Source organism: Thermophilibacter provencensis (assembly GCF_900128445.1).
Classification (GTDB): Bacteria; Actinomycetota; Coriobacteriia; order Coriobacteriales; family Atopobiaceae; genus Thermophilibacter; species Thermophilibacter provencensis.
In genome coordinates this window covers 723,550-748,604 of the sequence record NZ_LT671417.1, presented here as the reverse complement: position 1 = coordinate 748,604, position 25,055 = coordinate 723,550, and the positions used below count along the sequence as shown (strand labels likewise).

General features: G+C 60.8%; 23 protein-coding genes. 11 read left to right on the top strand and 12 right to left on the bottom strand.

Going from position 1 to position 25,055, the window contains the following annotated elements:
- Positions 1-99: 99 nt before the first annotated feature.
- The 6 genes from BQ7391_RS03380 (at position 100) to BQ7391_RS03360 (ending at position 5,588) form a co-directional block, all read left to right on the top strand.
- The gene (locus BQ7391_RS03380; RefSeq protein WP_199408229.1) at positions 100-741 is read left to right on the top strand and encodes a hypothetical protein; all 642 of its coding nucleotides are present in this window, start codon (positions 100-102) and stop codon (positions 739-741) included.
- Positions 742-752: 11 nt separating this feature from the next.
- A complete protein-coding gene (locus BQ7391_RS12465) occupies positions 753-1,007 on the top strand; it encodes a hypothetical protein (protein ID WP_197736875.1) in 255 nt (84 codons plus the stop codon).
- 128 nt (positions 1,008-1,135) lie between these two features.
- Positions 1,136-1,732 carry a hypothetical protein gene (locus tag BQ7391_RS12460; RefSeq protein WP_199408227.1) on the top strand — a complete coding sequence of 199 codons (597 nt, stop codon included), beginning with the start codon at positions 1,136-1,138 and terminating at the stop codon, positions 1,730-1,732.
- A 343-nt stretch (positions 1,733-2,075) separates the two neighbouring features.
- Positions 2,076-3,362, top strand: coding sequence for an MFS transporter (locus BQ7391_RS03370; RefSeq protein WP_075279304.1), 1,287 nt, complete (start codon positions 2,076-2,078; stop codon positions 3,360-3,362).
- 261 nt (positions 3,363-3,623) lie between these two features.
- Entirely contained in the window at positions 3,624-5,093 is a 1,470-nt protein-coding gene (abc-f, locus tag BQ7391_RS03365; protein ID WP_075279303.1) for a ribosomal protection-like ABC-F family protein, read from the top strand.
- Between the two features lie 84 nt (positions 5,094-5,177).
- Complete coding sequence (locus BQ7391_RS03360) at positions 5,178-5,588, top strand: hypothetical protein (RefSeq protein WP_199408239.1); 411 nt, start codon at positions 5,178-5,180, stop codon at positions 5,586-5,588.
- Between the two features lie 114 nt (positions 5,589-5,702).
- Here the strand turns inward: BQ7391_RS03360 and BQ7391_RS03355 are convergent, their stop codons facing one another.
- The 8 genes from BQ7391_RS03355 to tet(W) form a co-directional block, all read right to left on the bottom strand.
- Positions 5,703-6,257: a hypothetical protein gene (locus BQ7391_RS03355; RefSeq protein WP_075279302.1), complete on the bottom strand. Its 555-nt coding sequence runs from the start codon at positions 6,255-6,257 to the stop codon at positions 5,703-5,705.
- Complete coding sequence (locus BQ7391_RS03350; protein WP_075279301.1) at positions 6,254-7,525, bottom strand: relaxase/mobilization nuclease domain-containing protein; 1,272 nt, start codon at positions 7,523-7,525, stop codon at positions 6,254-6,256. Before BQ7391_RS03350 ends, BQ7391_RS03355 begins: the two co-directional genes overlap by 4 nt.
- The gene (locus BQ7391_RS03345) at positions 7,513-7,959 is read right to left on the bottom strand and encodes a CopG family transcriptional regulator (protein WP_075279300.1); all 447 of its coding nucleotides are present in this window, start codon (positions 7,957-7,959) and stop codon (positions 7,513-7,515) included. The genes BQ7391_RS03350 and BQ7391_RS03345 overlap by 13 nt, the downstream gene beginning before the upstream one ends.
- Positions 7,960-8,169: 210 nt before the next feature.
- A complete protein-coding gene (locus BQ7391_RS03340) occupies positions 8,170-9,126 on the bottom strand; it encodes a ParB/RepB/Spo0J family partition protein (RefSeq protein WP_075279299.1) in 957 nt (318 codons plus the stop codon).
- Complete coding sequence (locus tag BQ7391_RS03335; RefSeq protein ID WP_075279298.1) at positions 9,113-9,877, bottom strand: ParA family protein; 765 nt, start codon at positions 9,875-9,877, stop codon at positions 9,113-9,115. Before BQ7391_RS03335 ends, BQ7391_RS03340 begins: the two co-directional genes overlap by 14 nt.
- Before the next feature lie 204 nt (positions 9,878-10,081).
- Complete coding sequence (locus BQ7391_RS03330; protein WP_075279297.1) at positions 10,082-10,453, bottom strand: YraN family protein; 372 nt, start codon at positions 10,451-10,453, stop codon at positions 10,082-10,084.
- Positions 10,454-11,069: 616 nt separating this feature from the next.
- Complete coding sequence (locus tag BQ7391_RS12815) at positions 11,070-11,384, bottom strand: DUF4368 domain-containing protein (protein WP_456243285.1); 315 nt, start codon at positions 11,382-11,384, stop codon at positions 11,070-11,072.
- The gene (gene tet(W) / locus BQ7391_RS03320; protein ID WP_075279296.1) at positions 11,270-13,189 is read right to left on the bottom strand and encodes a tetracycline resistance ribosomal protection protein Tet(W); all 1,920 of its coding nucleotides are present in this window, start codon (positions 13,187-13,189) and stop codon (positions 11,270-11,272) included. Before tet(W) ends, BQ7391_RS12815 begins: the two co-directional genes overlap by 115 nt.
- 575 nt (positions 13,190-13,764) lie before the next feature.
- Between tet(W) and BQ7391_RS03310 the strand changes: the two genes are divergently transcribed.
- From BQ7391_RS03310 to BQ7391_RS03295, 4 genes are read left to right on the top strand one after another with little or no spacing between them, the layout of a single operon-like run.
- Entirely contained in the window at positions 13,765-14,490 is a 726-nt protein-coding gene (locus BQ7391_RS03310) for a hypothetical protein (RefSeq protein WP_200799569.1), read from the top strand.
- Position 14,491: 1 nt separating this feature from the next.
- Entirely contained in the window at positions 14,492-17,554 is a 3,063-nt protein-coding gene (locus BQ7391_RS03305) for a restriction endonuclease (protein ID WP_075279295.1), read from the top strand.
- Between the two features lies 1 nt (position 17,555).
- The gene (locus tag BQ7391_RS03300; RefSeq protein WP_075279294.1) at positions 17,556-18,671 is read left to right on the top strand and encodes a DUF4238 domain-containing protein; all 1,116 of its coding nucleotides are present in this window, start codon (positions 17,556-17,558) and stop codon (positions 18,669-18,671) included.
- A gap of 29 nt (positions 18,672-18,700) precedes the next feature.
- On the top strand, positions 18,701-20,422 hold the full coding sequence (locus tag BQ7391_RS03295) for a DUF262 domain-containing protein (RefSeq protein WP_328586760.1): 1,722 nt from the start codon (positions 18,701-18,703) through the stop codon (positions 20,420-20,422).
- A gap of 3 nt (positions 20,423-20,425) precedes the next feature.
- Here BQ7391_RS03295 and BQ7391_RS03290 read toward each other — a convergent pair whose 3' ends face one another.
- The 3 genes from BQ7391_RS03290 to BQ7391_RS03280 are packed head-to-tail and all read right to left on the bottom strand — an operon-like array spanning position 20,426 to position 22,132.
- Positions 20,426-20,851 carry a plasmid mobilization protein gene (locus tag BQ7391_RS03290; RefSeq protein WP_075279292.1) on the bottom strand — a complete coding sequence of 142 codons (426 nt, stop codon included), beginning with the start codon at positions 20,849-20,851 and terminating at the stop codon, positions 20,426-20,428.
- A gap of 5 nt (positions 20,852-20,856) precedes the next feature.
- Positions 20,857-21,927, bottom strand: coding sequence for a site-specific integrase (locus BQ7391_RS03285; protein ID WP_075279291.1), 1,071 nt, complete (start codon positions 21,925-21,927; stop codon positions 20,857-20,859).
- Between the two features lies 1 nt (position 21,928).
- Positions 21,929-22,132, bottom strand: coding sequence for a hypothetical protein (locus BQ7391_RS03280; protein WP_042433219.1), 204 nt, complete (start codon positions 22,130-22,132; stop codon positions 21,929-21,931).
- A 140-nt stretch (positions 22,133-22,272) separates the two neighbouring features.
- Between BQ7391_RS03280 and BQ7391_RS03275 the strand changes: the two genes are divergently transcribed.
- Entirely contained in the window at positions 22,273-22,686 is a 414-nt protein-coding gene (locus tag BQ7391_RS03275) for a helix-turn-helix domain-containing protein (RefSeq protein ID WP_075279290.1), read from the top strand.
- A 617-nt stretch (positions 22,687-23,303) separates the two neighbouring features.
- Here BQ7391_RS03275 and guaA read toward each other — a convergent pair.
- Positions 23,304-24,893, bottom strand: a complete 1,590-nt coding sequence (gene guaA / locus BQ7391_RS03270; protein WP_075279289.1) for a glutamine-hydrolyzing GMP synthase — start codon at positions 24,891-24,893, stop codon at positions 23,304-23,306.
- Between the last annotated feature and the right edge of the window lie 162 nt (positions 24,894-25,055).

Below are 25,055 nucleotides of genomic sequence, written 5' to 3'. Positions count from 1 at the left end.
TCTTGCATGTGGTGAGATAATTTACGCACTTGATAGAAACAAGACGCTGCCGGCTGCTTCTCGATAAGCTTCCGGTTGTCCATGAATAGAGGTACGCAATTGGGAAAGATTAAGCTGCAAGACGTCAAAAGGGCCATCGACATCGGAAAAGACGTTCTGCCCTTCGTTGAGCCCGCTGTGAACAAATACGGGCCCGCTCTGATCGACTGGGGGCAGCAAAGGGGGAAGCAGGCGGCAGATAGCCTGGGAGAAGCCAGGGACTCATTCCTTTCAAAGGGTCGGGCAATCAAAGACAAGAAGGAGCAGCAAAAGTCACTCGAGGCATCCCGCAAGAAGGCCGTGGCAAGCTCGCTTCCGCCGATCTCCGCAAAAGATTTCTTCGAGAACTTCGAGAACAACGTCTCCAGCGAAGCCGACCTCAGCGATGGGTACATGGCGATCGCCGGCTGCTACGCCGTCGTCACGATGAAATCGGCACGAGAGAAAGACCCTTCCGCCTACGAGGACGTCTATGTCGGTTGCGGCAAATCCATGGGCTTCAGCATATACACACAGCTTTGCGGTTTCGGCAACATCGACGTCTACGCTGACTTCAAGTTCAAAAGACCAATGATGATTCTGCTCTTCCCGTGTGAGGAGAAAGACCTCGAGACCCGCTATGAGGCCCTCGTCAGGGATCTTCAGGCCGAGGGCTCGTACAACAAATGGGACGTCCTGGCGCGTTCCGATGAGGCGAGATAGGCGCTAAGAGCATGAGCGACAAAGAACTTGCGCCAATCAGCGTCGAGGTCGTTCCCGTCGAGGACTTGGAGAACATCAGGCTCGTCGCGAACGCCGATGCGGGCAAAGAGAACAACGTCGGCATCGGAGAGCGGGCGGACGCCATTCTCGGCCTCGCCTCGGACGTCATAGACCTCGTCGAGGAAAACAGCTCTACAAAGTCGAGGTTCCCGAAGGCTACAGCTTTAAGGACCTCGTCGCCTCGAAGAAGGATCCGGAAGCGGTAAGGGCCCTCGTCCGAGACCCGAAAGGTCGCCTGAGCGGCGACGTCTCCCTCAAAGCCGCTGGGGTCAGCCCCGCACAGATCGCCAGCGTCGGCCTTGCCGCAGCGGCGATGGTTGTCGGTCAGGCGTACATGACCGAAATCAGCGACAGCCTCCAGTGCATCGACGCCAAGCTGGAATCGATCGCCTCCATGATCGCCGGCGACCAGAGGGCGAAGGTCAAAAACGCCCTGGACATCGCTAGGACCTACGCAGCCCTTCATGACGATTACCTCCAAAAGCCCGCCGAGGCACGACAGGCGGCAAGAAACGAGATCGAGGGCAGGTACAACGACGTCGGTCAGGTAATCGATTGGATTACCGAGCAACTCGCCGGCATCGAAGACAAGGCCAGGGACGCCGCTGAGCGCGAAAAAGACCTCGAACCGTTGCTTAAAGAGGTCCAATCCTACGAGGCTCAGTTGGGGGTGCGGCGTGGAGTATGGACCACCGGTTTCTCGGCGCGCGCCTCATTTCTCGACAGCGTACACACATTGTTCGCGTTCGGCGCCGCATCCCCTTTTTCCCAGGATCTTTGTTCCGAATTGAGATACAGACGATCAGAGGCTATCCTGCTCATCAGGATGCTTGCATACTTTGATGGTGCGAGTTGCGGACACGCAAGAGCTACGCGTTTGGTTCGTTTTCAGCGGTGTTGGAAGTATCGGCTCAATGAAAAGCCAAGTTGACATTTTCGTGGACCGAGGCTTAGAAATGGCTTTTCTCGCTTGCGCAGACATGGTGCATAAAAGCGTTTTGCTTGGGAATTCTAACGAAATAAATAACCACATAACGTAAATGCAGCCATAGATACAAAAGGAATCGAATGGCCAGAGAGGATTGCCCTTTCCGATGGTCGATTCTTGACAGGCAAACTCAAGCCTCGTTAATATTACATGGTTTGCCAGACCGAATTAACAAAGGAGGGGTGTCGTGGTTGGTCTTTTCCGCACGTGGATGAGCGCCTAGAAAGCGGCGCTGTTGTGGCGTCGCGCTGTTTTTCTGCACGCCATTTCACGATTGGACATAACCATGATATTTGAAACCTCTCGGGGCAGGTCTGCTCTGCTGTGCCATTCATGGCAATTCAAGCTTTGTTTCGTATGGGGCGGGGAGCTCGTTTCGACATTGACGAGTTCGATTCTCCAAATGGGTCTTATTTGGCATCTCGCCCTCACGACAGGGTCGTCTTCTCTCCTCTCCTTAGCATCGCTGGCAGGCTTTCTGCCGATTGCTTTGTTCGGAATCCTTGCGGGCGCCCTTGTCGACAGACTGCCTTTGAAACGTGTCCTCATCGGCGCCGACCTCTTCATTGCCGCGGTGGGTGCCGCCTTGGTGATTGCCTCGTTGGCCGGCAGCTTACCTGCATGGCTAATTCTCATCGCCTTGTTTCTCCGTGCAGTTGGTACTTCGTTCTACACGCCAGCCTCCCAATCTCTCACGCCCCATCTCGCCCCACCGGAGCATCTCGTTCGCCTATCGGGGGTGACTCAGGCGATTCAGTCCGGCGGATACATTCTTGGCGCCGCGCTTGCAGCAGTGATTTATCCCGTGGCGGGCATTACCGCTATGATTGTCCTCGACGTGCTGGGAGCGCTTTTCGCTTCTTTAGCCGTCCTCGCCGCACAGATAGACGCAGGGGGCCTCGACGAAGCCGACCGCAGCTTGTCCTTTTCCAATAAGGTTCGAGAGCTCTTCTCTGAGATTTCGGACGGCTACAAGCTGATTAGGGGGTACAGGGGGCTGTTCGCCCTTCTTTGGTGCGGGTTCGTCTTCGCTTTCGCGTTCTCTCCGCTCGCGGCATTGTTCCCAATAATGACCTTGGGGCATTTTGGCGGTAGCACGGGGGATGCCGCTTTGGTGGAAATCCTTTTTTCTGCAGGCATGCTGGCTGGGTCCGGTATCTTGGCGGTTACGGGAGGGTTCCGCAATAGGTCGTTCACCATGGTCGCTGCGATTGCCGGCTTCGGCATTGCCGCAATCGTATCCGGATCGCTCGGCCCGTCATTCTTCGCTGCTTTCCTGCCGGTGAGCTTTCTTATGGGCGCATGCTCCCCGTTGTACGCGGGAACCCAGACTGCCCTTATGCAGGAGCAGATACCTCCTGAGTACCTAGGCCGCGTTTTCGGCCTCTACGGAACCATCATGGCTTGGGCCATGCCCATGGGCCTCGCAGCTCCCTCCGTTTTTGCGGATCTGCTTGGAGCTCCGTTATGGTTCGTCGGCTCTGGAGCGACCATGGTACTGCTTGCGATGGCTATGCTGCTTGCTCCGAGCGTCCGAAACGTGGGGAAAAGAGATACCGGGCGGATTCAATAGCCCAAGTATTCGAAAAAAAGAGGCAGCAGCCATCGGTTCACGCGTCAGCCTTCAAGCCCTTGCGACGACGAGGTATTGCACCGACATCCCACATCGCGCTCCTTATTCGTCGCCAACTATCATTTTCGGATTTGCCGGCTTGCGCAAGGTCAAAACGCTCGCGCCGGCAATTGGGCAAAGGCGAAAAATCGACGTGAGCAATCTTTTTTGGCATGGCTGCGCTTCCAGTAAAAGGCTAATACACAAAAGGCGGTTCAACCTATGGAACTCATAGTCAAAGCTAAAGACATCTTTTTGGAATATGCCGGCCGCGATATCCTGGATATCGAAGAGTTGGAAATCTACTCCTACGATCGCATCGGCTTGGTGGGAGACAATGGCGCAGGCAAAACCAGCCTGCTTAAAATTCTGAGCGGCAATCTTACCATTGCGGACGCCGACGTCAGGCGCTTCGGCAGCATTGCCCTCATCGGCCAACTCGATGAACTCGACCTTGATGCGGCTCAGGACAGTGGTGAGATGCTCTCCCGTCTCAACGTCGCCGGAGTGGCGCAGGAGACGATGAGCGGCGGAGAGGAGACGCGCGCCAAGATTGCCTCTGCGCTCTCCCAGCATGCAAGCGCGATCTTTGCTGATGAGCCTACGAGCCACCTCGACCAAGACGGCATCAGCCTTCTCGTCGGACAACTCAAGGCATTTGATGGAGCCCTTCTCATTGTGAGCCATGACCGTTATTTTCTCGATCAGGTAGTGGACAAGATCTGGGAGCTCAAAGACGGCGGTATTTCCGAATTCTGGGGTGACTACACCGACTATCTGCGACAGAAAGAAGAAGAGCGCAAAGTTCAGGCGGCTCGATACGAAGAGGCGATGCGCGAGCGCGAGCGCCTTGAAGCCGCCATCGAAAAACAACGGAAAAAAGCACGGCAGGTCGACGCCAAGCAGAAGGGCGCAAAGAAAAGCAACGAGTATGCAGGTCGATTGGGGCATCAGAAAGCAACCGGCACCAAACAGAAGAGGATGTACCAGGCGGCTAAGGACATGGAGAAGCGCCTCGAAGCGCTCGAAGGGATTGAGGCCCCCGACAGCATTCGCACCGTGCGGTTCCGCCAGAGCAAGGCCCTGGAACTGCATAGTAAATTTCCCATCTCGGCAGACGATTTCAGCTTGAGCTTCGGCAACTGCATGCTCTATGACCACGCGAAATTCGAGATACCGCTCGGTGCCAAAGTGGCCATCACCGGTGGCAACGGTACAGGAAAGACCAGCTTGCTGAAGGCAATCGCTCGACGCGCCGACGGTATCAACATCTCTCCCAAGGCAGAGATCGGTTACTTCGAGCAAACAGGCTACAAGTTCGACGCCCGTCAGTCTGCGATCTCGTTCATGCAGGATGGTTGCGAGTACAGCATGACCGAAATCCGAAGCGTCCTCGCCTCTATGGGAATCGGACCGCGTGACCTGGCAAAGGACGTTGGCGTTCTCTCGGGAGGCGAAGTCATCAAGCTGCTGCTCGCGAAGATGCTGCTGGGCAGATACAACATCTTGCTCATGGACGAGCCTGGAAATTACCTGGACATCAAGAGCGCCGAAGCCCTCGAGCAGATGATGAGCGCCTATGCCGGAACGATAGTGTTCGTCTCCCACGATAAGAGGCTGGTCGAGAACGTCGCAGACATTATTTACGAAATAAAGGACACCAAGCTAGTCAAAATCTTTCAGCGCGAATAACCCTAAATGAGCAGGATATATTCCCAGAATGGAGACAAAAGGCCTCGAAGGGGGGGGTGCCTCCAGGCCCTGTCGGCGCTCGCCATGACGCGCATGTACTACGACGGCAGCATGGACGACCGCAGCGCCCTCATCGAAGAACAGCGGATCCTGGACAAATCTCAGGGCTTTCTGAAAAAGAGGCAGGTCCTCGCAGCGCTCATGGAGATGAAGATCGGGGGCATGAAAGGGACGCCCATCGCGCTTCCTCGCGGAGCCCAGGGAAACGCCCTCAAGAGGCTGGTCTCTCAGACCCCCAGAGCCGCTGCAAAAGAGCAACTCCTCGAAGCTAAGGTTGAGATGCGCGCGAGCCTACGCTCCGGAGAGTCGAAGCTGAGGTCCGAGGCCGAAGATCGAAAAGGCAAAATCCAACGCATCGCGGCGGTATCCCGGTCAGCCAGGACGCTGCTCACTGATGGGACCGACTGCTGGCTCATCGACGATCAGACAGATTAGGAAAGACAAAGAGGCGGGCAATTGCCCGCCTCTTACTACATCACCCACTTGAACACGGCGCGGAACAGCCAGACGAAAAAGCCCAGCGTGACCTTAAGCGCCGCCTTGAGGAACCTACCAAGCCTCTTCATCGACGTCACCCCAATCTTCCTTGACCTTGCGGGCACCATCCTCGGCGCCCTCTTCCTTCTCTTGCGCGAGCAGCCTCGCCAGCTCGTCGGGCACGCCCGGGACCTCCGCCCTCCCCAGCGCGCGCTGCAGCTCCTTTATCTGCGACTTCAGCGGTTTTGAGGGAGGACCCACGTGCTCGCGGTAGCAGGCGCCGATCGCGGCCGCGTCGCACAGGTATCCCCGCACCCGGGCGAACGCCTCGTCGCCGTCGAGCAGGACGCGCCGGGCTCGCCCGAGCTCGGCCTCCGAGGCAAGCATGAAGCGCCATCCGCGGGACCTGCGTGCGGCCGGGATGCCGTCCGCGGGCGCGTCGGCGCGCCAGTCGTCGCGCACCTGGTGCCAGTTCGCCGTGAGCCAAAGCCCCTTCTCGGGCACCTCACGCATCTCGAGCTCGAACTCCGTGAGCATGTTCGCGCCGGAGAACGGCGACCCCTCCGTGAACGAGAGCGTGTCGAACAGCGTCGTCCTGCCGCCCTCGTACTCTATCCTCACCATCATCTCCGGCCCCTCTCCCTGCGCTGGTCCTGCTGGGCCCGCTGCCGCTCGGCGGCGAGGATGCGCTGCTGCTCGTCCTCATGCCGGCTGCCGCGCTGGTTGTCGCCGGCTTCGCCGCGCTTGTCGCCGTTCCCGTAGCGGGTCTTGAGGGGCATGAGGCCGTTCTCCGCTATGTAGGCTCGCGCAGCCTCGAGGCGGCGGTACCCCTCGCCGCCCGCCTGGCCGCGGCGCTCGAGCGTCGCCATCCTGAGACCGAACTCCTCGATCGACTCGACGTCGAACTTCGCGCAGGTCTCGAGCGCCGAGGAGAGCCTGCTCAGCTCCGAGAGGTCGTTGAGCTCGAGGGCCCGCTCGGCGGCCTCGCGGATGCGCGCGGTGCTCGCGTCCGTGGGGCGGTAGGCGCCTTCGCGCTCGAACCGCCGGCGGAGCATCTCCTTGCCGTAGACGAACCCCAGGCGCTCGCCGCTGACCTTCTTGGACGGCTCCTCTGCCAGGCTGAACACCCAGTCGTCCCGCCTCGCCTTGGCCGAGTTGTCGGCGACGTGCACGCCCAGGGCGTCGAGGATGCCGAGGAACTCCGCCTCGTCGCGCGCCGTGGTCTTGGCGAGCGCGACGCGGGCGCGGATGTCGCCGACCCACGAGTAGCCGCCAGAGCGCATGATCTCCTTCTCGGCACGGCCCAGGTAGACGCTCCTGCGACTCCTGGGCCCGCCCGCGCCGGCGCGCCCTCGCGCCTTCGACGGCGATTCTGGCGCCCGGTCGTTGGAGAGACCCGACAGCCCGCGCTCGCGAGCCATGTCCTGCAGGTCGCGGTTGAGGTCCTCTGGATGCTGGGTCTGCATGCGGTAGCCGGTGCGGAGGTTCGCGTTGTTCACGACGATGTGCGCGTGCGGTATGCCGCGGGCGTTGTCGTCGTGGTAGACGATGGCGATCTCGTGGTCGCCGAAGTGCTTGAGCGCCCACGAGCACGCGAGCTCGCGCAGCGCTCCCAGGTCGATGTCGTCGCCGGGGTCCGGCGAGAGCACGAAGTGCTTGAACGTGCGCGCGGGCTTTCCCCTCCAGGGGGCGTCCGTGCCGAACGCGGCGCGCGTGGCGTCCATCTCGGCGTCCCAGGCGCAGGCCTCCTTGGCGCCGTCTCCCAGCGCTCCGGCGTCGCGCTCGTCGTAGCTCAGGTTGAACAGGTCGCGCGCGAGGGCGCGGCCTCCCTTCTCGAGGTAGCGGCGGATGCCTCCGGTCGAGCCGTGGCCGCTTATCGGCTTCAGGATCGGCATGGCGAGCCCTCCACGAGCGAGTCGGCGCCGATGCGACCGAGCTCCGCCGCCATCTCGCGGGCCGCGGCGTTCACGTCGGCGAGCTCGCGCTCGATCGTCGGGATGCTATCCGCGACGAGGTCGCGGTCGACGTGCCCGTGGCGCGCGTGGAAGTTGATGAGGTTCATCGCGTGCACCGCCTGGTTGTAGTGGTAGCCCCACTTCGTGAGCTCGCGCGACATCGCCCACAGGGCCCTGCGGTCCACGAGTATGCGGTGCTCGTCTCCCGCGTTGGCCTCCGTCGACAGCGGTATGCGCACGAGGTAGCGCAGGTACTCCGACTTGCTTAGGCCCGCGCGCTCGCACCGCTCGCAGAGCGCGTCGTAGTCGCCTCCCTCCATGCGGAACGTGACGCGGCGCTCTTTGCCCCCGGCGCCGCCGGTGCTCTCTTCCATTGCGGATTCCTTTCCTCGGGCCCGCCGCGCGGCGGGCGCGTCTCTCTAGGGGCGCGGGGGATCCCCCGCAGGCGGCGGCCCGGCTCGGGCGCCGCCTCTGGGACCGGGCCTCGCGCAAGCGGGCTCCCCAACGGCCCGCGGCATGACGGGTCCGAGGCCGCCCGGTCCCCAAGTGCTATGGACGCCCGACGCGATGTCGGACGCCATAGGCTACTTGCTGGATTTCGGGCCTGAGGCCCTTCTGCGACGCTTTCGGACATCGATGCCCGCATCCGCGTACGGGGCGGTCATGAGCGCCATCTCCCGCAGCAGCGTGAGGTCGGCCGCGCTCGGGCTCTCGGGCGGGCTCTCCAGGAAGTCGGCGACGAGCCTAGCGGCCTTCGCGATGCGCCCGTCGGGGCCGGCCTGCGCCTTCCCCTCGCTCCTCACGTAGTCGGAGAGCTCCCGCTTGGTGCGCCGCCAGGGCTCCATCGCGGCGTGCATCTCCGCCTGGCGCTCCTTCGGCATGCCCGCGAGCGAGCGCACCGCCTCGGCGCTGAGGTTGCCGCGGTCGGCCTCGGCGGCCCACTCGGGCGAGAGGTCCTCGGCGATCCTGCGGGCCAGCCTCTCCTCGCGCGCGATGGTCTTGCCGGAGACCTTGCGGCCCGTCTGCCGCTCGATGATGGCGGCCTTCACGTCGTCGACGCGCATGCCGGAAAGCGACGGGTCCTCGGAGCGCAGGCGCACGGCGTCGCCCCTGAGCGCCTCGGTCGCTGCGGCGCGCTCGGTCACGGTGAGCGCGCGGGTGAAGTAGTTCGCGGCGTGGAGCAGCGTCACCGCCCGCTCGTCGTCGATGCCCTCTATCACGCGGCAGGGCATCTTCTCGTAGGCGGGGTCGTCCTTGGCGAGCAGCGCGTAGGCGGCCTTGCGCCGGTGCCCGGAGACCATCTGCCACGAGCCGTCGCCGACCTTGCGCACGAGCGGCAGGTCGGTGAGGCCGTCCTCGCGTATGGACTCGGCGAGCTCGGCTATCCCCGTTGGGTCCATGGAGTAGGCGGCGTTCGCCGGGTGGTCGGCGATGTCGGCCACCGCTATCTCGGACACCGGGTAGCGCCCGCGGGTGCGGGACGCGCCGTCGAGGAGCCCCGTGATGGTGAATCCCGCGGCCACCTGGCTAGGCGAGCTCACGGTACACCTCGTCGGCGAGGGCCTCGTAGTCGCGCGCGGGGCGGCTCCCCGGCTCGAAGGCGGCCACCGGCTTCCACTGCCAGCTGCCCTCGCAGACCTTGCTGCTCGCGTGTATGACCGTCTCGAACTGCTCGTCTGGGAAGAACCCGTCGAGCACGGCCGCGCCCGTGGTCTCGGCGTTGGTCATGCGGCCGGGCACGCAGGTGCGCAGTATCTTCCATCTGGGCGTGGGCATGCGCAGGGCGTCCGCGATTGAGCGCGTCGCCTCCACGGTGAGCGCCGTGCCGCGCATCACGGTGGAGTCGAGCTTCACGGGGATGACGACCATGCCGCCCTCCGCGGCGGCGAGGTAGGCGTTGAAGGCGAGCCTGCGCATCACGGGGCTGCAGTCGATGAGGCAGACGTCGTAGGAGCCCGAGGCGTCGTCGAGCGCGAACTTGAGGCGCTGCTCGCGCAGGAGCATCTCGTTCTGGTCGACGAGGTCGATGGTCGAGGCCACCACGTCGAGGTTCTCCCCGGCGGCGTAGGCGATCTCCTCCACGGGCGCGCCGCCGTAGAGCAGCTCGACCGATGTGCGCCGCTCGGAGGCGGCCCGGTCGTAGAGGCCGAAGAAGTCGGTGGCCGACGCCTGCGGGTCGAGGTCGACGAGCAGGGTCCGAAGGCCCCGGGCGGCGAAGATGGCCGCCAGGTTCACGGCGGTCGTCGTCTTGCCGACGCCGCCCTTGTAGTTGGAAATGGCTATCGTGCGCATGGGTCGCGTCCTCTCTAGCGTGGGGCGCGCCTCGCCGCATCCGGTCCGGCGCGCCCCGAGTCTCGGAGCGTCGGGACAAAATCGTACGGATTTGTCCGACAAGCGGAGTGTACCACGAAAACGTACGGATATGTACGCTTTCGTGGTACAGGGGCCGAGTTTCGGGGAAACCCGGCCCCGGGAGCCCGGGGCCGGGCGCGCCGCCTAGGAGAGCGGCTCCATCTCGCCGAAGCAGTTGACGTGGTGGCGCAGGAGCGCGCGGTTCTCCTTGACGACCATCATCGCCACCTCGTCGAAGCGGACCGGGGTGTCGGCGTAGTCGTCGCCGTTGCCGGCGAGCCACGTCGCCGCCAGCGCCTCGCGCAGCCCGCGCGCCCTGTGGGCCTCGGGGAAGCCGTCCGTCCCGATCCGGGCCGTGGCGTCGACGAACACCAGGGTCCCGTCCTCGTCCACCGCCACGAGGTCGATCCCGCCGATACCCTCGGGCCCCTGCCAGGCCTCGTCGACGATCTCGTAGCCCTTGCGCTCGAGGAAGGCCTTGACCGCGCCCATCGCCTTTTCCTTCATGTCGTTCATGTCTTGCTCCTTAGACTCTGAGGCCCGCCCCTGTGGCGTGCCTTGCGTCGCGTGAGTCGCATGCAGCGCGGGCGTGCCGGCAAGGGAGGAAGCGAAGTCGGACGTGGTTGTAGAAATCTCCCGACGTCAGTTTTTCGCGTTGTTCGCGCGCGCAGCGCATGGGGCGAAGAACCCGAAAAAGTGTCGCGGCCCTTGCGGGCCGCCTGCCGGCGTGCGACCCTGCGCGTCCAAGGAGCGCCGGGGCGGGTTTCGGGTCGGAGGGGCGGAGGCGTGCGGCATGGAACCGGCCATGGGCGCCGAGACCCTCCGGGCATGGGATGCGGCCCGTCGGCGGTTGCCGGGGCGCTCGCGAGGGTTACGTCGGGACGTCGCGTGGAGGACGGAGGCGCGTTTCCGAGTCGCGGCGCCGCTACCCTAATCGGGACGGCCTCTCCCGTGCCGCTTGCGGCCGATGTGCGCACGAGATCGCTGGCGGTGAGGCTTTTCGTTGCGCGGAACGGCTACGGTGCTGCGCGACACGTCCGTTTGCTTATGTGTGATAAAGAAGCAATAGAAGTGCAAAAAATTTTGCCGTTCCTATCCGACACTTGGCCATTGTGTCGGATAGGTCGGGCGGTTATTCGGGCAAGTCAATCTTGCCGACAAAGCTGTAATAAATCTCAATGTCCTGCCTGCGGGTGCCGTTCTCATCATAGCTGCACTCATGCACCACAATTTTCTCGATCATTTCCCGCAAGAGAGTGGGGGGCAGTTCTTCAAAGGCAAGGTGCTTGCGGACAATGCCCATAAATTTCTCGGCGTTGACGGTAGGTATCTTTACATTACCTTCTGAAACATATGGCGCACCTTGTCCAGGCGGCTGTTTGGACGGCGGGGCTGGATGACTGGCTTGCCGACAGCGGCCTGATACCCTTTCAGTTCTGTAAGGCATACGCTCTGCCCGTTGGTGTAAAAGGCCAGATCAGTACGGTATGCCTGTATACAGCGGGCGGGAATCTCGCCAGTAAAGACAACTTCATCCTTTTTTACCTGGACCGTTTCGATGGTGGCACAGTATTTCGGTGCATCATGATAAGCCCTGGAAAGATATTCCCGGGGCGCATAGAGGGTGAAGGAGAGATAAGGTTCCAGCAGTTGCGTCCCTGATTCCTTCAATGCCTGTTCCAATACAATCGGGGCCAATGAGCGGAAGTCCGCCGGCGTGCTGACCGGACTGTAATAAAGCCCGTATTCAAAGCAAATCTTACAGTCCGTTACGTTCCAGCCGAACAAGCCCTGCTCCAGCCCGTAACGGATACCATCCCTGACAGCGTTTTGAAAACTCTGGTTCAAGTATCCCAGCGAAACCCGGCTCTCGTATTGTACACCGGAGCCAAGCGGGAGTGGTGTAACAGACAGTCCGATGGATGCCCAAAACGGGTTGGGCGGCACCTCGATATGGATGGTGTGGCTGGCTGCTTTGAGCGGCCGCTCCATATAAATGACGGCGGGTTCCTTTACCACTGTTTCAAGCTTGTATTTTTCCGACAGCAAAGCGGAAACAACCTCCAACTGCACCCGGCCCAAAAAAGAAAGAATGATCTCATGGGTGATGGAATCCACCTCGCAGCGCAAAAGCGGGTCAGTATCCGCAAGTTGCGTAAGAGCGTCCAGCAGCCGTTCTCTTTGCGCTGCCGTTTTCGGCGCAATCGACGTCCGCAGCATGGGGAGGGGGTCCTCACGCCACCTTTTACGAGGGAGCCGGGTTGGGTCCCCTAATACATCGTTTAACCTCACGCTGTCGCTGGGAAGGATAACAATTTCACCCGGATAAGCGGTGTCTGTCCGAACAATTTCCCCTTTGGATGGAATACGCATCTCTGTGATTTTCAGCTTTTCTCTCCCGGCCAGAGCCACCGTATCCCGCAGGCGCAGCGTTCCGCTGTATAGCCGCAAATAGATGAGCCGCTGGCCACAATCTGTATACTCCACCTTGAAAACGCTGCCGCATAGGGCGTCGCTCCCCTGTTCCCCAATCGGTTGGAACAGCCCTGTCACCGCATCCATCAACGGTTGAATGCCAAGGCCCTTTTTGGCGCTGCCATGATAGACCGGGAACAGGGAGGCGTCTTGAACCCGCCGCTGTTCCTCCTGCGCAAGTTCTTCCCGGCTGATTGGTTCTCCTGCGATATACTTTTCCAATAATTCATCGTTATTTTCGATGACCGCATCCCATGCTTCTATGTCGGTATTTTCCTCCAGGACTATTTCCGGGGACAGCGACACCGTCTGCTTGATGATAATATCGGCGGAGAGCTTATCCCGAACAGACTGATACACGCCCTGCAAATCAACGCCAGCCTGGTCGATCTTATTGATAAAGATAACGGTGGGAATGTCCATTTTCCGCAGGGCATGGAACAGAATACGGGTCTGGGCCTGCACACCATCTTTAGCGGAGATCACCAAGATGGCCCCATCTAAAACAGCCAAAGAGCGGTACACCTCCGCCAAAAAATCCATGTGGCCGGGCGTATCCACAATGTTGACTTTACATCTGTGCCACTGGAAGGAAGTGACTGCCGCTTGAATGGTAATCCCACGCTGCCGCTCCAAAAGCATGGTGTCCGTCCTCGTTGTCCCTTTTTCGACGCTCCCCGGTTCTGAAATGGCTCCGCTGGCATATAGCAGGCTCTCCGTCAAGGTTGTCTTTCCAGCGTCTACATGGGCAAGAATCCCGATATTGATAATGTTCATGTCTATCCTCCATACAAGGCCCAAATGGGCGCAAAAATCCCCAGCGGCTAATACTTTTACCGCTGGGGATCATGACTTCGGACAAACAGAAGTATGACGGCTTACATGAGCCGCTGTCCGTCACGATATTTACTAAAAAGGCAAAAGTATTCTTAAATTGGGTACAAAAACTAAGCCCCTGCAAGGGGCAATCATTTTTGCGCCCATTATCAAATTTTATTTAAGAATACCTTGCCGCATATTTTTTACTCCTTTTCTGGTTTAAATCATTGTATCACATCAGTTTTAGGAAAGCAAGTACCTAAAAGAAATTTTTCTTCCCCTTATATGTAACAATCATACCGGCTTCCTAGCGTTCAGAATGTTTTCTGCTGTCTGCTGTGGTGTTTGGTTGGAATTGTCCAACCAAAAGCCGATCCGTGGTGTTGTCTGCATTTTACTAAATACAAATTCAATGTATACAGAAAGATATAAGGAGTGGGAGGGATTCCGCCGTAGTTGGCATTGTAGGAAAATCCAAAAGTTTAGATTTTCCCACAATGCTTATCTTTTGGTCTTTGGTTCGGAATAGTGTAGTGCTGGCGGTCTATCTCTTGTTTTCGGTTGCTTGCTTCCTTACCGTACATGAGCATCTAAGCACGGGTGATATTGTGCTTGATTTTTTCTCAGGCTCAGCATCGACCGCCCATGCCATGTTCCTGCAGGAGCTTGGAAAAGATGATCGCTATCAGTTTATCCTTGTCCAGCTTCCAGAGCCTTGTGACCCGAAACGCGACGCCTACAAGGACGGGTATGAGACTCTCTGCGACATAGGCGAAGGACGCATTCGCCGCGCAGGCGACAAAATCAAAACCGAGCTCGAGGAATCCAACCGTCAACTCAAGCTTGGCGAGGGACCCAAGCAGCTTCCCGACATCGGCTTCCGTGTGTTCGAGCTCGATGAGTCCGGCATTGAGAAGCCCGAGCCCGGTCAGCTCCTCTTCGACGTGGTCAAGCCCGATCGCTCCGATATGGATATCGTCTTCGAGATGATGCTCAAATGGGGCCTCGAGCTCACGCTGCCCGTCGAGAAGTCTGAAGCCGCGGGCTATCCCATCTGGTCTGTCGCTTGCGACGAGCTCGTCTGCTGCATGTCCCGAGGCCTCACCATTGAGGCGCTCGAGGCCATCGCCGACATGGAGCCCAGGCGCGTTCTTATCCTCGATTCCGTCCTCGACGACACCCTCAAGCTCAACGCCGTGCAGATCTTCAAGCACGCCGGCGAGCGCATGGGCTGTGAGATCGAATTGAGGACGGTCTAGCATGGCGGCGCTCGAGTTCAAGTTCTCATCCGACCAGCAGCACCAGCTGGAGGCCATCGAAGCAACCTGCGACCTGTTCCGCGGACAACAATTTATTGGCAGCGTATTCTCCGCCGATTCCGGCCGCAAAGGCCAGACGGCAATCGGCGAGCTCATGGTCGGCCACGGCAACGAGCTTCGCGTGGCGCCGGGCCAGCTCCTCGACAACCTGCACGCCGTGCAGGAGGAGGGCTGCCTCCCGGCAACCGACGTCCTCACCGATGGGCGCCTGCGAGACTTCACCGTCGAGATGGAGACCGGCACCGGCAAGACCTACGTCTACATCCGCTCCATCTACGAGCTGAACCGCCGCTACGGCATCACCAAGTTCGTTATCGTCGTACCGAGCGTGGCCATCCGCGAGGGCGTCCTCAAGAGCCTCCAGACCACCCGCAGGCACTTCGAGACGCTCTACGACCGCACGCCGCTCGACTACTTCGTGTACGACTCGAAGGACATGGGGCCGGTGGGTAACTTCGCCACGTCGAGCTCCATCCAGGTCATGGTCATCAACATCGACGCGTTCAACAAGGGCCTCGAGAAGGATGGCACCGCGAAGGAGGGCAACCTCTTCCACCGTCCCAGCGAGAAGCTCACCGGCGGCTTCAGCCCTCGCGAGCTCGTGAGCGCCTGCAAGCCCGTCGTCATCATCGACGAGCCCCAGAGCGTCGACAACACCAAGCAAGCCAAGGCCGCCATCAAGAGCCTGAACCCGCTGTTCGTGCTGCGCTACTCGGCCACGCACAAGCAGGCCTACAACATGATCTACCGCCTCACGCCGGTCGACGCCTTCGAGCGCCACCTGGTGAAGGGCATCTGCGTGGACTCGATCAAGGCCGAGGCGAACCTCAACGGCGCGTACGTGAGGCTCGAGTCCGTCAAGTCCGACCCGTTCTCCGCCAAGGTGTCCATCGACGTGCGCCAGGCCGACGGCACGCAGAAGCGCAAGGCCGTCACGGTGAAGACCGGCAACGACCTCTACCAGAAGAGCGGCGAGAACAGCGACTACGAGAGCGGCTGGGTGGTCAACAACATCGGCGCCGCAGTGGGCGAAGAGTTCATAGAGTTCCAGAACGGTGAGGTGCTCGAGCTCGGCGAGGCGCTGGGCGACGTCAACGAGGAGGTCGTCAAGCGCGCGCAGATCCGCCGCACCATCGAGGACCACCTGGCCCGCCAGTTCGAGCTGTGGCCGCGCGGCGTGAAGGTGCTCTCGCTCTTCTTCATCGACCGCGTCGACCGATACCGCGTCTACGAGCCCGAAGTCCACGGCGGCCTGTACGCCCAGATGTTCGAGGAGGAGTATGCAGGTGCCCTGAACTCGAAGGCGCCTCGTCGCATCGCAAAGGCGGCGGGGATCGGCAAGGGCACGTGGCTCGAGTGCTACGAAGCCGTCGGCGCCCCGCTGGTGCGCGACCCCCACGCCGTGCACCAGGGATACTTCGCCAAGGACAAGAAGGGCAAGTTCAAGGACTCCAAGGGAGCCGCCGGCACCGCCGACGACGCCGGGGCCTTCGAGCTCATCATGCAGAAGAAGGAGACGCTCATCTCCTTCCCGGACGGCAAGGACGCGGACAAGGACGTCTCTTTCGTCTTCAGCCACTCCGCGCTCAAGGAGGGCTGGGACAACCCCAACGTGTTCCAGATCTGCACGCTCGTCGAGACAAAGGACAACCTGACCAAGCGCCAGAAAATCGGCCGCGGTCTGCGCCTGTGCGTGAACCAGGACGGCGAGCGCCTGTACGACCCCGAGGCGAACGTGCTCACCGTCATCGCGAACGAGAGCTACGACGACTTTGCCAACGGGCTTCAGAAGGAGCTCGAGGCGGAGGACTTCAAGTTCGGCGTCATCACCCCGGAGAGCTTCACGAAGGTCACGGTCAAGGGCGATAATGGCGTCGAGGAGCGCCTGGGCTACAAGAAGTCCAAGCAGGTCTACGACCACCTCGTCGCGACCGGCATGGTCGACGGCAAGGGCGCGGTGACGCCCGAGCTGAAAGCGGCCGCCGAGGAGGGCAAAGTCGAACTCCCCGCCGAGCTCGAGCCAGCGAAGGAACAGGTCGAGGCGATCATCATCCACAAGTCCCAGAGGGTCCAGATCCGCGACAAGGCCAAGGAGGTCTCGGTCGAGCTGCAGAAGGACGTCACGCTCGACCCTGCGTTCCAGCCCCTGTGGGACCGCATCCGCCAGCGCACGCGCTTCCAGGTCGAGGTCGACTCCGGCAAGCTCATCGAACGCGCCATCGAGGCGATCGATGGCATGCTCGCCGTGCGCCCGCCCCAGGTGACGAGCGAGCGCGCATCGCTGGACATCGACGACGCGGGCGTGAGCGCCGAGGGCACAGGCATCTCCGTGGTGTCCATCTCGGGAAAGGTGAAATACGACCTTCCCGACCCGATCGCAGAGCTTCAGGACGCCGTCGGGCTCACCCGCGGCACCATCAAGGCGATCCTCGAGGGCTGCAGCCGCCTCGACGAGTTCGAGGTCGACCCCGCGACCTTCCTCGCGCAGGTCGGTGACAAGATCAACCGCGTGAAGAACGATCTTATCGCCCAAGGCATCAAGTACGTGCGCCTTCCCGAGGACGAGTGGTACACCATGCGCGACCTCGAGCTCGACGACTACACGGCCTACCTTGGGCAGAACGCGTGGAAGCCGGACGTGACGAGCAAAAGCCTGTACAACTACGTGGTCTACGACTCGGCGGGGGTCGAGCGCTCCTTTGCCGAGGCTCTCGACAAGCAGGAGGAGGTTCTCGTGTTCGCGAAACTGCCCTCGGCGTTCAAGATCGACACGCCGCTCGGCAGCTACAACCCCGACTGGGCGTATGTCGAGGAGGCAGACGGCGAGCGCCGCGTGTACTTCGTGACCGAGACCAAGGGCGGCAAGAACGGCGAGCCCGCCCTGCGCGACGCGGAGAAGATCAAGATCGGCTGCGCCGAGAAGCACTTCGAGGCGTTGGAGCTTGGAGATGACTTCCACTACAACGTGCGCACGACCTACCAATACGAGGCGGTGAAGGCTTAGGATGTCGAAGCTGCCCGGAAAAATGACGCGAAAGCAGCACTGGGTGCCGCGGTTCTACCTGCGCCATTTCGCGGATTCCTCCGGGCAGCTTCATGCTTACAACAAAAACAGCGGTGTTTTTTACCGTACGAAGGTCGAAGACGTATGCAGCAAACGCGATCTGTATGAAGTCAAGTACTCCGATATAGAGGCCGATAGCGACGATAAGTACTACGCGCAGAACCTTATCGAGACAAAGCTGTCTGAGAGTGAAAGCCAGATTTCCGTTTCCTACTCACGTCTTTTGCAATGCTGCAAGGATGCGGCGCTCGAAGGCGATGCCTTTCGACGGGGACGGCAGGCAGTCTGCAAATTGGCCTCAAACCTCATAGTGCGCCATCCTGCGACGATGCTTGCCGATAGGAACAGAGCGCGAGAAGGTTCCTCCATGCTTCTGGAAGACGTCGTTTTGACAGAAGAAGAGAAAGCGCTGCTAGATTGGTCTGGCTGGAACAGCGACCATAAGGCTCTTGCCGAGCTTTCGGTCTCCGCAACTCTGCTTTTTTCCGAAGACGGTTCCATTCCTGCCAACCGCATCTACGAAGCGTTTCTTGAAAAGCGATTCTGCATTCTCGAAGCGCCTATCGGTTCGGGATTCGTCACAACGTCGATGCCCATATTCATCATCGGACCCGAGGACGACTCGTATGATTTCCATCTCGCATATATGCCGTTAAGCAGCGAGTATGCTACAGTTTTTTCTGATAGACTTCTCTTACCGCCGTTTGCAAGACTCGATTTTTCTGGCACCGAGTGCATGAACCGGCTCCTTCTGCTTAACTGCAAGCATTGGGATGTCGCCATATCGAGAGGAAGCGGCCCGCTCGAGCACGCGGTACGCGATTGGAGCCAAGCGACCAGCGCCAAATTCATGCGCGAGAAGTTCACACGCGACGGTAGGGAGCTATCCCTCGACGCCGTGATCTACGACCGCTTGAAGGAGAAGGGGCAGACGATACCCGACGCCAACGACCGTGGCTGCCTCGATGAGGAGGACCTGTGCGTCATCTTCGAGCACCTTCTGGGAGAAGACGACAAGGGCCTGGAGTATTCAAGAGTCAAGCAGCGTATAGATTAAATTGACCTCGCCAGTAATAACTGCGAAGGATGGATAGGTCTTTAAGAATGGATGCAGGAAAATCTACGATAAGCGGTGTGTTCAACGGATCGCGCCTGCTCGAAATACCCTTCTACCAAAGGGCGTACGTCTGGGGAGAAGAGCAATGGGAGCGCTTCCTTGGCGACATGGAGTTCGTCACGGCTTCTAAGCGACCCTATTTCCTGGGCTCCATCATCCTGAAACAGGCCTCCTCCGGCAACACCTGGTCCGAGGTTTCCGAGGTTCGCACCGTCATCGACGGCCAGCAGCGCCTCACGACCATGGTCATCTTCTTCAAGGCACTCTGCGCGAGAATCGACGCCGACAGACTGTTCGAACGAGATTTCGTCCTGGAGACCGGCGAAGTCGCCTTGAGACACGGCAAGTACGACCGGCAGGATTTCGAGAAGGTCGTCAGCGCCACGGGCTGCGAGCCCATCGAAGGCTCCTCGTCCATCGTCCTTGCCTACAACTACTTCCTCAAGAACATCGATCCGGAGAAGGTCGACAGAAATACGATCAAGTCGAACGTCCAGTTCGTCTGCATCGACCTCACCGAAGGCGAGGACGAGCAGCAGATATTCGACACCATCAACTCGCTCGGGGTGCGCCTGACGACGGCGGAGCTCCTCAAGAACTACTTCTTCAACCGCGAGAACGAGCAGGCGTTCAAGGAGTGCTGGGAGGACGTCTTCGAGCCCACGGCTGAGAAGAGGGAGTATTGGGAGCAGGAGGTCGTTACCGGGCGCATCAAGCGCACGCTCGTCGACCTGTTCTTCGACGCGTTCCTCCAGATCCTGGTTCAGGACAAGAAGCGCGGCGTCACGACCGAGGACAAGCTCTTCTATTCGCGCACGTCCAACCTCTTCCAGTCCTACAAGGACTTCATCGGCAGGTACTGCAACGGAGACAAGGTCGAGATCCTCGACAGCATGAAGGCGTATGCCGAGGTGTTCGAGTCCACGTTCGACCCAAGCTGCTGCGACGCGGACATCCCCTCCGCTCCCGGCGTCGAGCGCCTGAACGTGCTGATATTCGGCCTCAAGAACTCGACGCTCATCCCGTACGTGCTCTACGTTCGCAAGAACGCGGAGTCTTCGGGCGAGGAATCCGAGGTCTTCGCCCTGCTTGAGACCTACATCGTCCGCCGAACGCTTGTCCAGGCGACCACGAAGAACTACAACAGGCTGTTCACCTCGCTGATCCTGAACGAGGTGAAGGACGCGGAGGCGCTGAGGAAGGCTCTTGAAGCCAACGAAGAGGCGACGACGTACATGCCCGGCGATGCCGAGGTTCGAAGGGCGTTCGAGGAATCGTGTCTGTACAACCTCCAGTCCAAGGGCGTCCTCTATCTGTTGGAAAGCGCCATTCGCCCTGGCATGAGCAGCACGGCCCTGCTCGGGTTCAACCAGTACACCCTCGAGCACATGATGCCCAAGAAGTGGCGAAACAAATGGGGAGCCCTCGACGATGAGGCTGCCACGCGAAGGGACAGGAAGCTCCTCACGCTCGGCAACCTCGCCATCATCACGCATTCGCTCAACGCCTCCATCCGCGATGCCGATTGGATTACCAAGAAGCAGGGAAAGGGATACAAGGACGGCCTTGCCCTCTGCGCCGCCGGCCTTGCGACCATGGCCGGCGCCCTGGAGAAGGAGTCGTGGGACGAGGGCGACATCGCAGAGCGCGCCGAATGGCTTGCGGACAAGGCGTTGGAGGTCTGGCGTTAAACCTTACATGCGCCCCATCTCGAAGATGCTTGCGGCGTCGGAGCCCGCATCCATGACGGATGTTGTCGACTCTTCCAAAGGCGAGGTTTGTGGCAGCGCTTCCGCCACTGGTGCCTCAACCTCCTCACCGAGCGCCAGGAAAAACTTCATCACGAGCTCGATTCTCTGCTGCAGGGACTCGCTCAGCTCGCCGTAGGAGGCCGCCAGGCGCACCTCCCTGGCCAACTCCGCCATCGAGTCCTTCAGCGCCTTCTGAACGCTCACAGATGGCTTCATTTCGACCTGGGTATCGGTGAGCTTGGCGATAACATAGTCCTGCCTGAGCATGCCGCTCCAGGCGGCCATCTCGCATATGAGCTTGTGCTCTTCGGGCGTGCAGCGGAACGCCATCGTCTTGCTGCGCTTGCGGGCGCTGTTCTCGCACGGCATCCTTCTTACCCCCTCGCTCCGTCGAGCGCGGCGGCCATCTCGTCCTGCTTCGTGGGGAACAGGTGCGCGTATCGGTAGGTGATGTCCACCGCCTCGTGTCCCATGCGCTCGGCGATGGCCAGCGCAGAGAAGCCCATCTCTATCAGCAGGCTCACATGGCTGTGGCGTATGTCGTGTATGCGGATGCGCTTCACGCCCGACGCCTTGCACCCGCGCTCCATCTCGTGGGCCAGGAAGTGCTTGGTCACGGCGAACAGGCGCTCGTCGGGGGCGACGTCGTCGCGCATCTCGATGAAATCCGCCATCTCGTCGCGAAGGAAGGCGGGCATGACGATCGTGCGCACGGACTTGGGCGTCTTGGGGTCGGTCACAGTATCCACGCCGTGGAGGCTCTGGTACGACTTGTTGATGCGCAGCCGCGAGCTATCAAGCATGAAGTCGGACGGCGTGAGCGCCAGAAGCTCGCCGCAGCGTATGCCCGTCCAGTACAGCAGCTCGAAGGCGTGGAACGACAGCGGCTTGTCCATGACTGCCTCACTGAACCTCAGGTACTCGTCCTTGGTCCAGAACTGCATCTCGCCGCCCTTCTTAGAGCCTATCTTGTCGACCCTGCGCACCGGGTTGTCGGTGAGGCCGTAGTAGCGTTCGGCGTGGTTGAAGATGGCGTTGAGCTGGTTGTTCACCGTGCGCAGGTACGTCGGCGCCCAGGGCTTCCCGTCGGCGCCCCGGTGCTCGGTGAGCTCGTTTTGCCACCTGATGACGTCGATCGGCCTCACGTCGCACATGCGCATGTCCCCGAAGAACGGCACGAGCTTGTCGTTGATGATGTACTCCTTGGTGATCCAGGTGTGCTCGCGTATGCGCGGTTTCACCTCGGAGGCGTACACCTCGACGAACTCGGAGAACGTCATGTCCATGGCCCCGCCGTTCAGGCTCTTGAACTGGCCTTCCCACACGGCGGCCTCCACCTCAGAGGAGAAGCCGCGCTTCGTCTTGTGGCGCTTCGAGCCGCGGGCGTCGCGGTAGTAGCACTGCACGTAGAACGTGCCGTTGTTGCCATCCTTGTACACGGGCATGTCAGTCCACCTCTGGGAAGTACAGGGCGTCGAAGACGTCGCTTCGAACGCGCCCGCGAATAACCACGCGCCCGCGCGCCTCCTGCTCGGCGTTTATCCTCCTGATCACCTCGTAGGCGCTGCCTTTCTTGATCCTCAGCAGCTCCGCGACCTCGTCGGCGTCCAGCATGTGCGGCCTCGGCGTCTTCGCCACCTTCTCGTCCACGGCTCCTCCAATCAATAGCGTACATATACGTACGGTTTACAGATTCAGAGTAAACGTACATATCTGTACTGTCAATAGAATTGCGTACATTTGCGTACGCTGGTAAGATATGCGGGTACGTAATTCCAGAAGGAGGGCTCATGTCCGTAGGCGAGAACATAAGGCGGTACCGCAAGTCGCGCGGCATCACGCAGGCGCAGCTCGCCGAGGCCGTCGGGCTGACCGAGGGGGCCGTGCGCCACTACGAGAGCGGCATCCGAGCCGTGAAGCCCGAGCTGCTCGAGTCCATCTCCGCGGCGCTCGGCGTGTCCGTCAACGCCCTCAAGGATTACGGCGTCGAGACCGCGGGCGACCTCATGTCGCTGCTCGTGCGGCTCGAGGACTCCTTCGGCATCGTTCCCTCGGCCGACGGCTCGGGCCTCTCCCTGAACCCCAAGGCGCCGCACGCGCCCAAAGCGGCGATGGCGATCGAGCTGTGGGCAGAGAAGCGCGCGCAGCTAGAGAACGGCGAGATCGACGCCGACGAATACGAGGACTGGAAAGCCTCGCTGTAGCGGCTTCCCGAATTTCTCAATCAACGCAACCGAATCAGGACGCCAAGCTAGGCGGTAAGCACCGCTCACGCCTGCGTATGTTGAGTTTTTACTCCCCATTGCATGCAAAGGCATTTTCGGCGCACCTGGGGAGTAAATGACGCGGTGGCTTACATGGCGGCACACGGCGGTACCCCGCGGCATTTCCCCTGATTACTCCCGCTTTCCTTGAGACGGTGAGATTCTTTACTCCCCATTAACGACCTGGGAAAACGCCGCACAGAGACCGTCAAAAGGCCTATTGAGTTCGATTTGAGTTTCAAAGGACCTAAAACGGCCCCTTTTCGTTCTCGGGGACAAAAATCGCGCGTCTACTCACTCGGGATAAATCCTTACTCCCATTCCTCCGAATACCGCCCCGTGCCTTGCCGTCTCGAAACACGGGGAGTAAATCGCGAAATTGCAGGTGAAAGGGAGTAAATAGCCAAAGAAAAAGCCTCCGTTCCGACGCGGGAACAGAGGCTCGATAATCGGATTTACTCACCAATGTCGCTGGCGGCTTTGCCGTGACTCTCGTACAAAACGAAACTCAGCAGCACAGTGCGGCACTCAAAAATACAGGTCAGAACCCTGTCAGACTACTCCCACTCGATTGTCGCCGGCGGCTTGGGCGTGACATCGTACACCACGCGGTTCACGCCGGGAACCTCGGCGACGATGCGGCTGGAGATGCGGCCCAGCACGTCATACGGCAGCTTCGCCCAGTCCGCGGTCATCGCGTCGGAGCTCTCCACCGCGCGCACGATCACCGGGCGCGCATACGTACGCTCATCGCCCATCACGCCCACCGAGCGGATGTCCGGCAGCACGGCAAAGTACTGCCAGCAGCTGTGCTCGGAGTTGCGCTCGCCCGTCTCCTCGAAGAGGCGCTCGTTGTAGGCGTCGAGCTCCTCGCGCACGATGGCGTCGGCGTTCTTGAGGACCTCGAGCTTCTCGGTCGTCACCTCGCCGATGATGCGGATGGCAAGGCCCGGGCCCGGGAACGGCTGGCGGTACACCATGCGGTCCGGCAGGCCGAGCGCCACGCCCAGCTCGCGAACCTCGTCCTTGAAGAAGTGGTCGAGCGGCTCGATGAGGTCAAAGTGCACGCCCTCGGGAAACGGGATCAGGTTGTGGTGGCTCTTGATCGTGGACGCCTTGCCGCCCGTCTTGCGCGCGCCGGACTCGATGATGTCGGGGTAGATGGTTCCCTGCGCGAGCATCTCCACGCCGCCGATGCGCTGCGCCTCGTCAAAGAAGACCTTCCAGAACTCGGAGCCAATGCGACGGCGCTTCTCCTCCGGCTCGGTCACGCCGGCAAGCAGGCGCTCGTAGCGCTGCTCGGCGTGCACGTGCACGAGCGGCACCTGGAACTGGTCGCGGAAGACCTCCTCGACCATCTCCGGCTCGCCCTTGCGCAGCATGCCGTGGTTCACGAAGACGCAGGTCAGCTGGTCGCCGATCGCGCGGTGCACGAGCGCGGCCACCACCGAGGAATCAACGCCGCCAGAAAGGCCGAGGATGACCTTGCGCCCCCCCACCTGCGCGCGGATCTCCGCGACCTTCTCGTCAATGATGTTGTCCATGGTCCACGTGGCATCGAGCCCGCAGATTCCAAAGAGGAAGTTCTCCAGCAGCCTGCGGCCGTGCTCGGTGTGGCGCACCTCCGGGTGGAACTGCGTCGAATAGAGGAGACGCTCGGCGCACTCCATGGAGGCCACCGGGCACACGTCCGTGCTCGACGTGACGACGAATCCCTCGGGCACGCGGCTCACGGCGTCGCGGTGGCTCATCCACACGGTCTGCTCGTCGGGCGTGCCGGCAAAGAGCGCGGAGTCGCCCTCGCGAGCGATGGTGGCCGGGCCGTACTCGCCCACCTCGGAGTGCGCGACCTCGCCGCCCAGCGTGACGGCCATGATCTGGTGCCCGTAGCAGAAGCCCAGCACCGGCAGACCAAGCGAGAAGATCGCGGGGTCGACGCTCGGCGCGTCCTCGGCGTAGACGCTCGCCGGGCCGCCGGAGAGAATGAGCGCGGAGGGCCTCATGGCCGCAAGCTCGTCTGCGGGGATGTCGCAGGGCACGATCTCCGAGTACACGTGCAGGTCGCGCACGCGACGCGCAATCAGCTGCCCGTACTGGGCGCCAAAGTCCAGAACCGCCACAAACTGCTTGGGGGTAGCCTCGCTCATACATCCTCCGGTCTTCTCGCCACGCGTCTTTCAGACGCAATGTGCACAAATCTTATCCATTATTGCATTTTCGTAAGAATCCGCACGATTTTATGGGCCTTCATGCGCCTTACATTTGGCTCTCGTATTATTCCTAGATTGTATATAAGCCGCTCGCGGGGC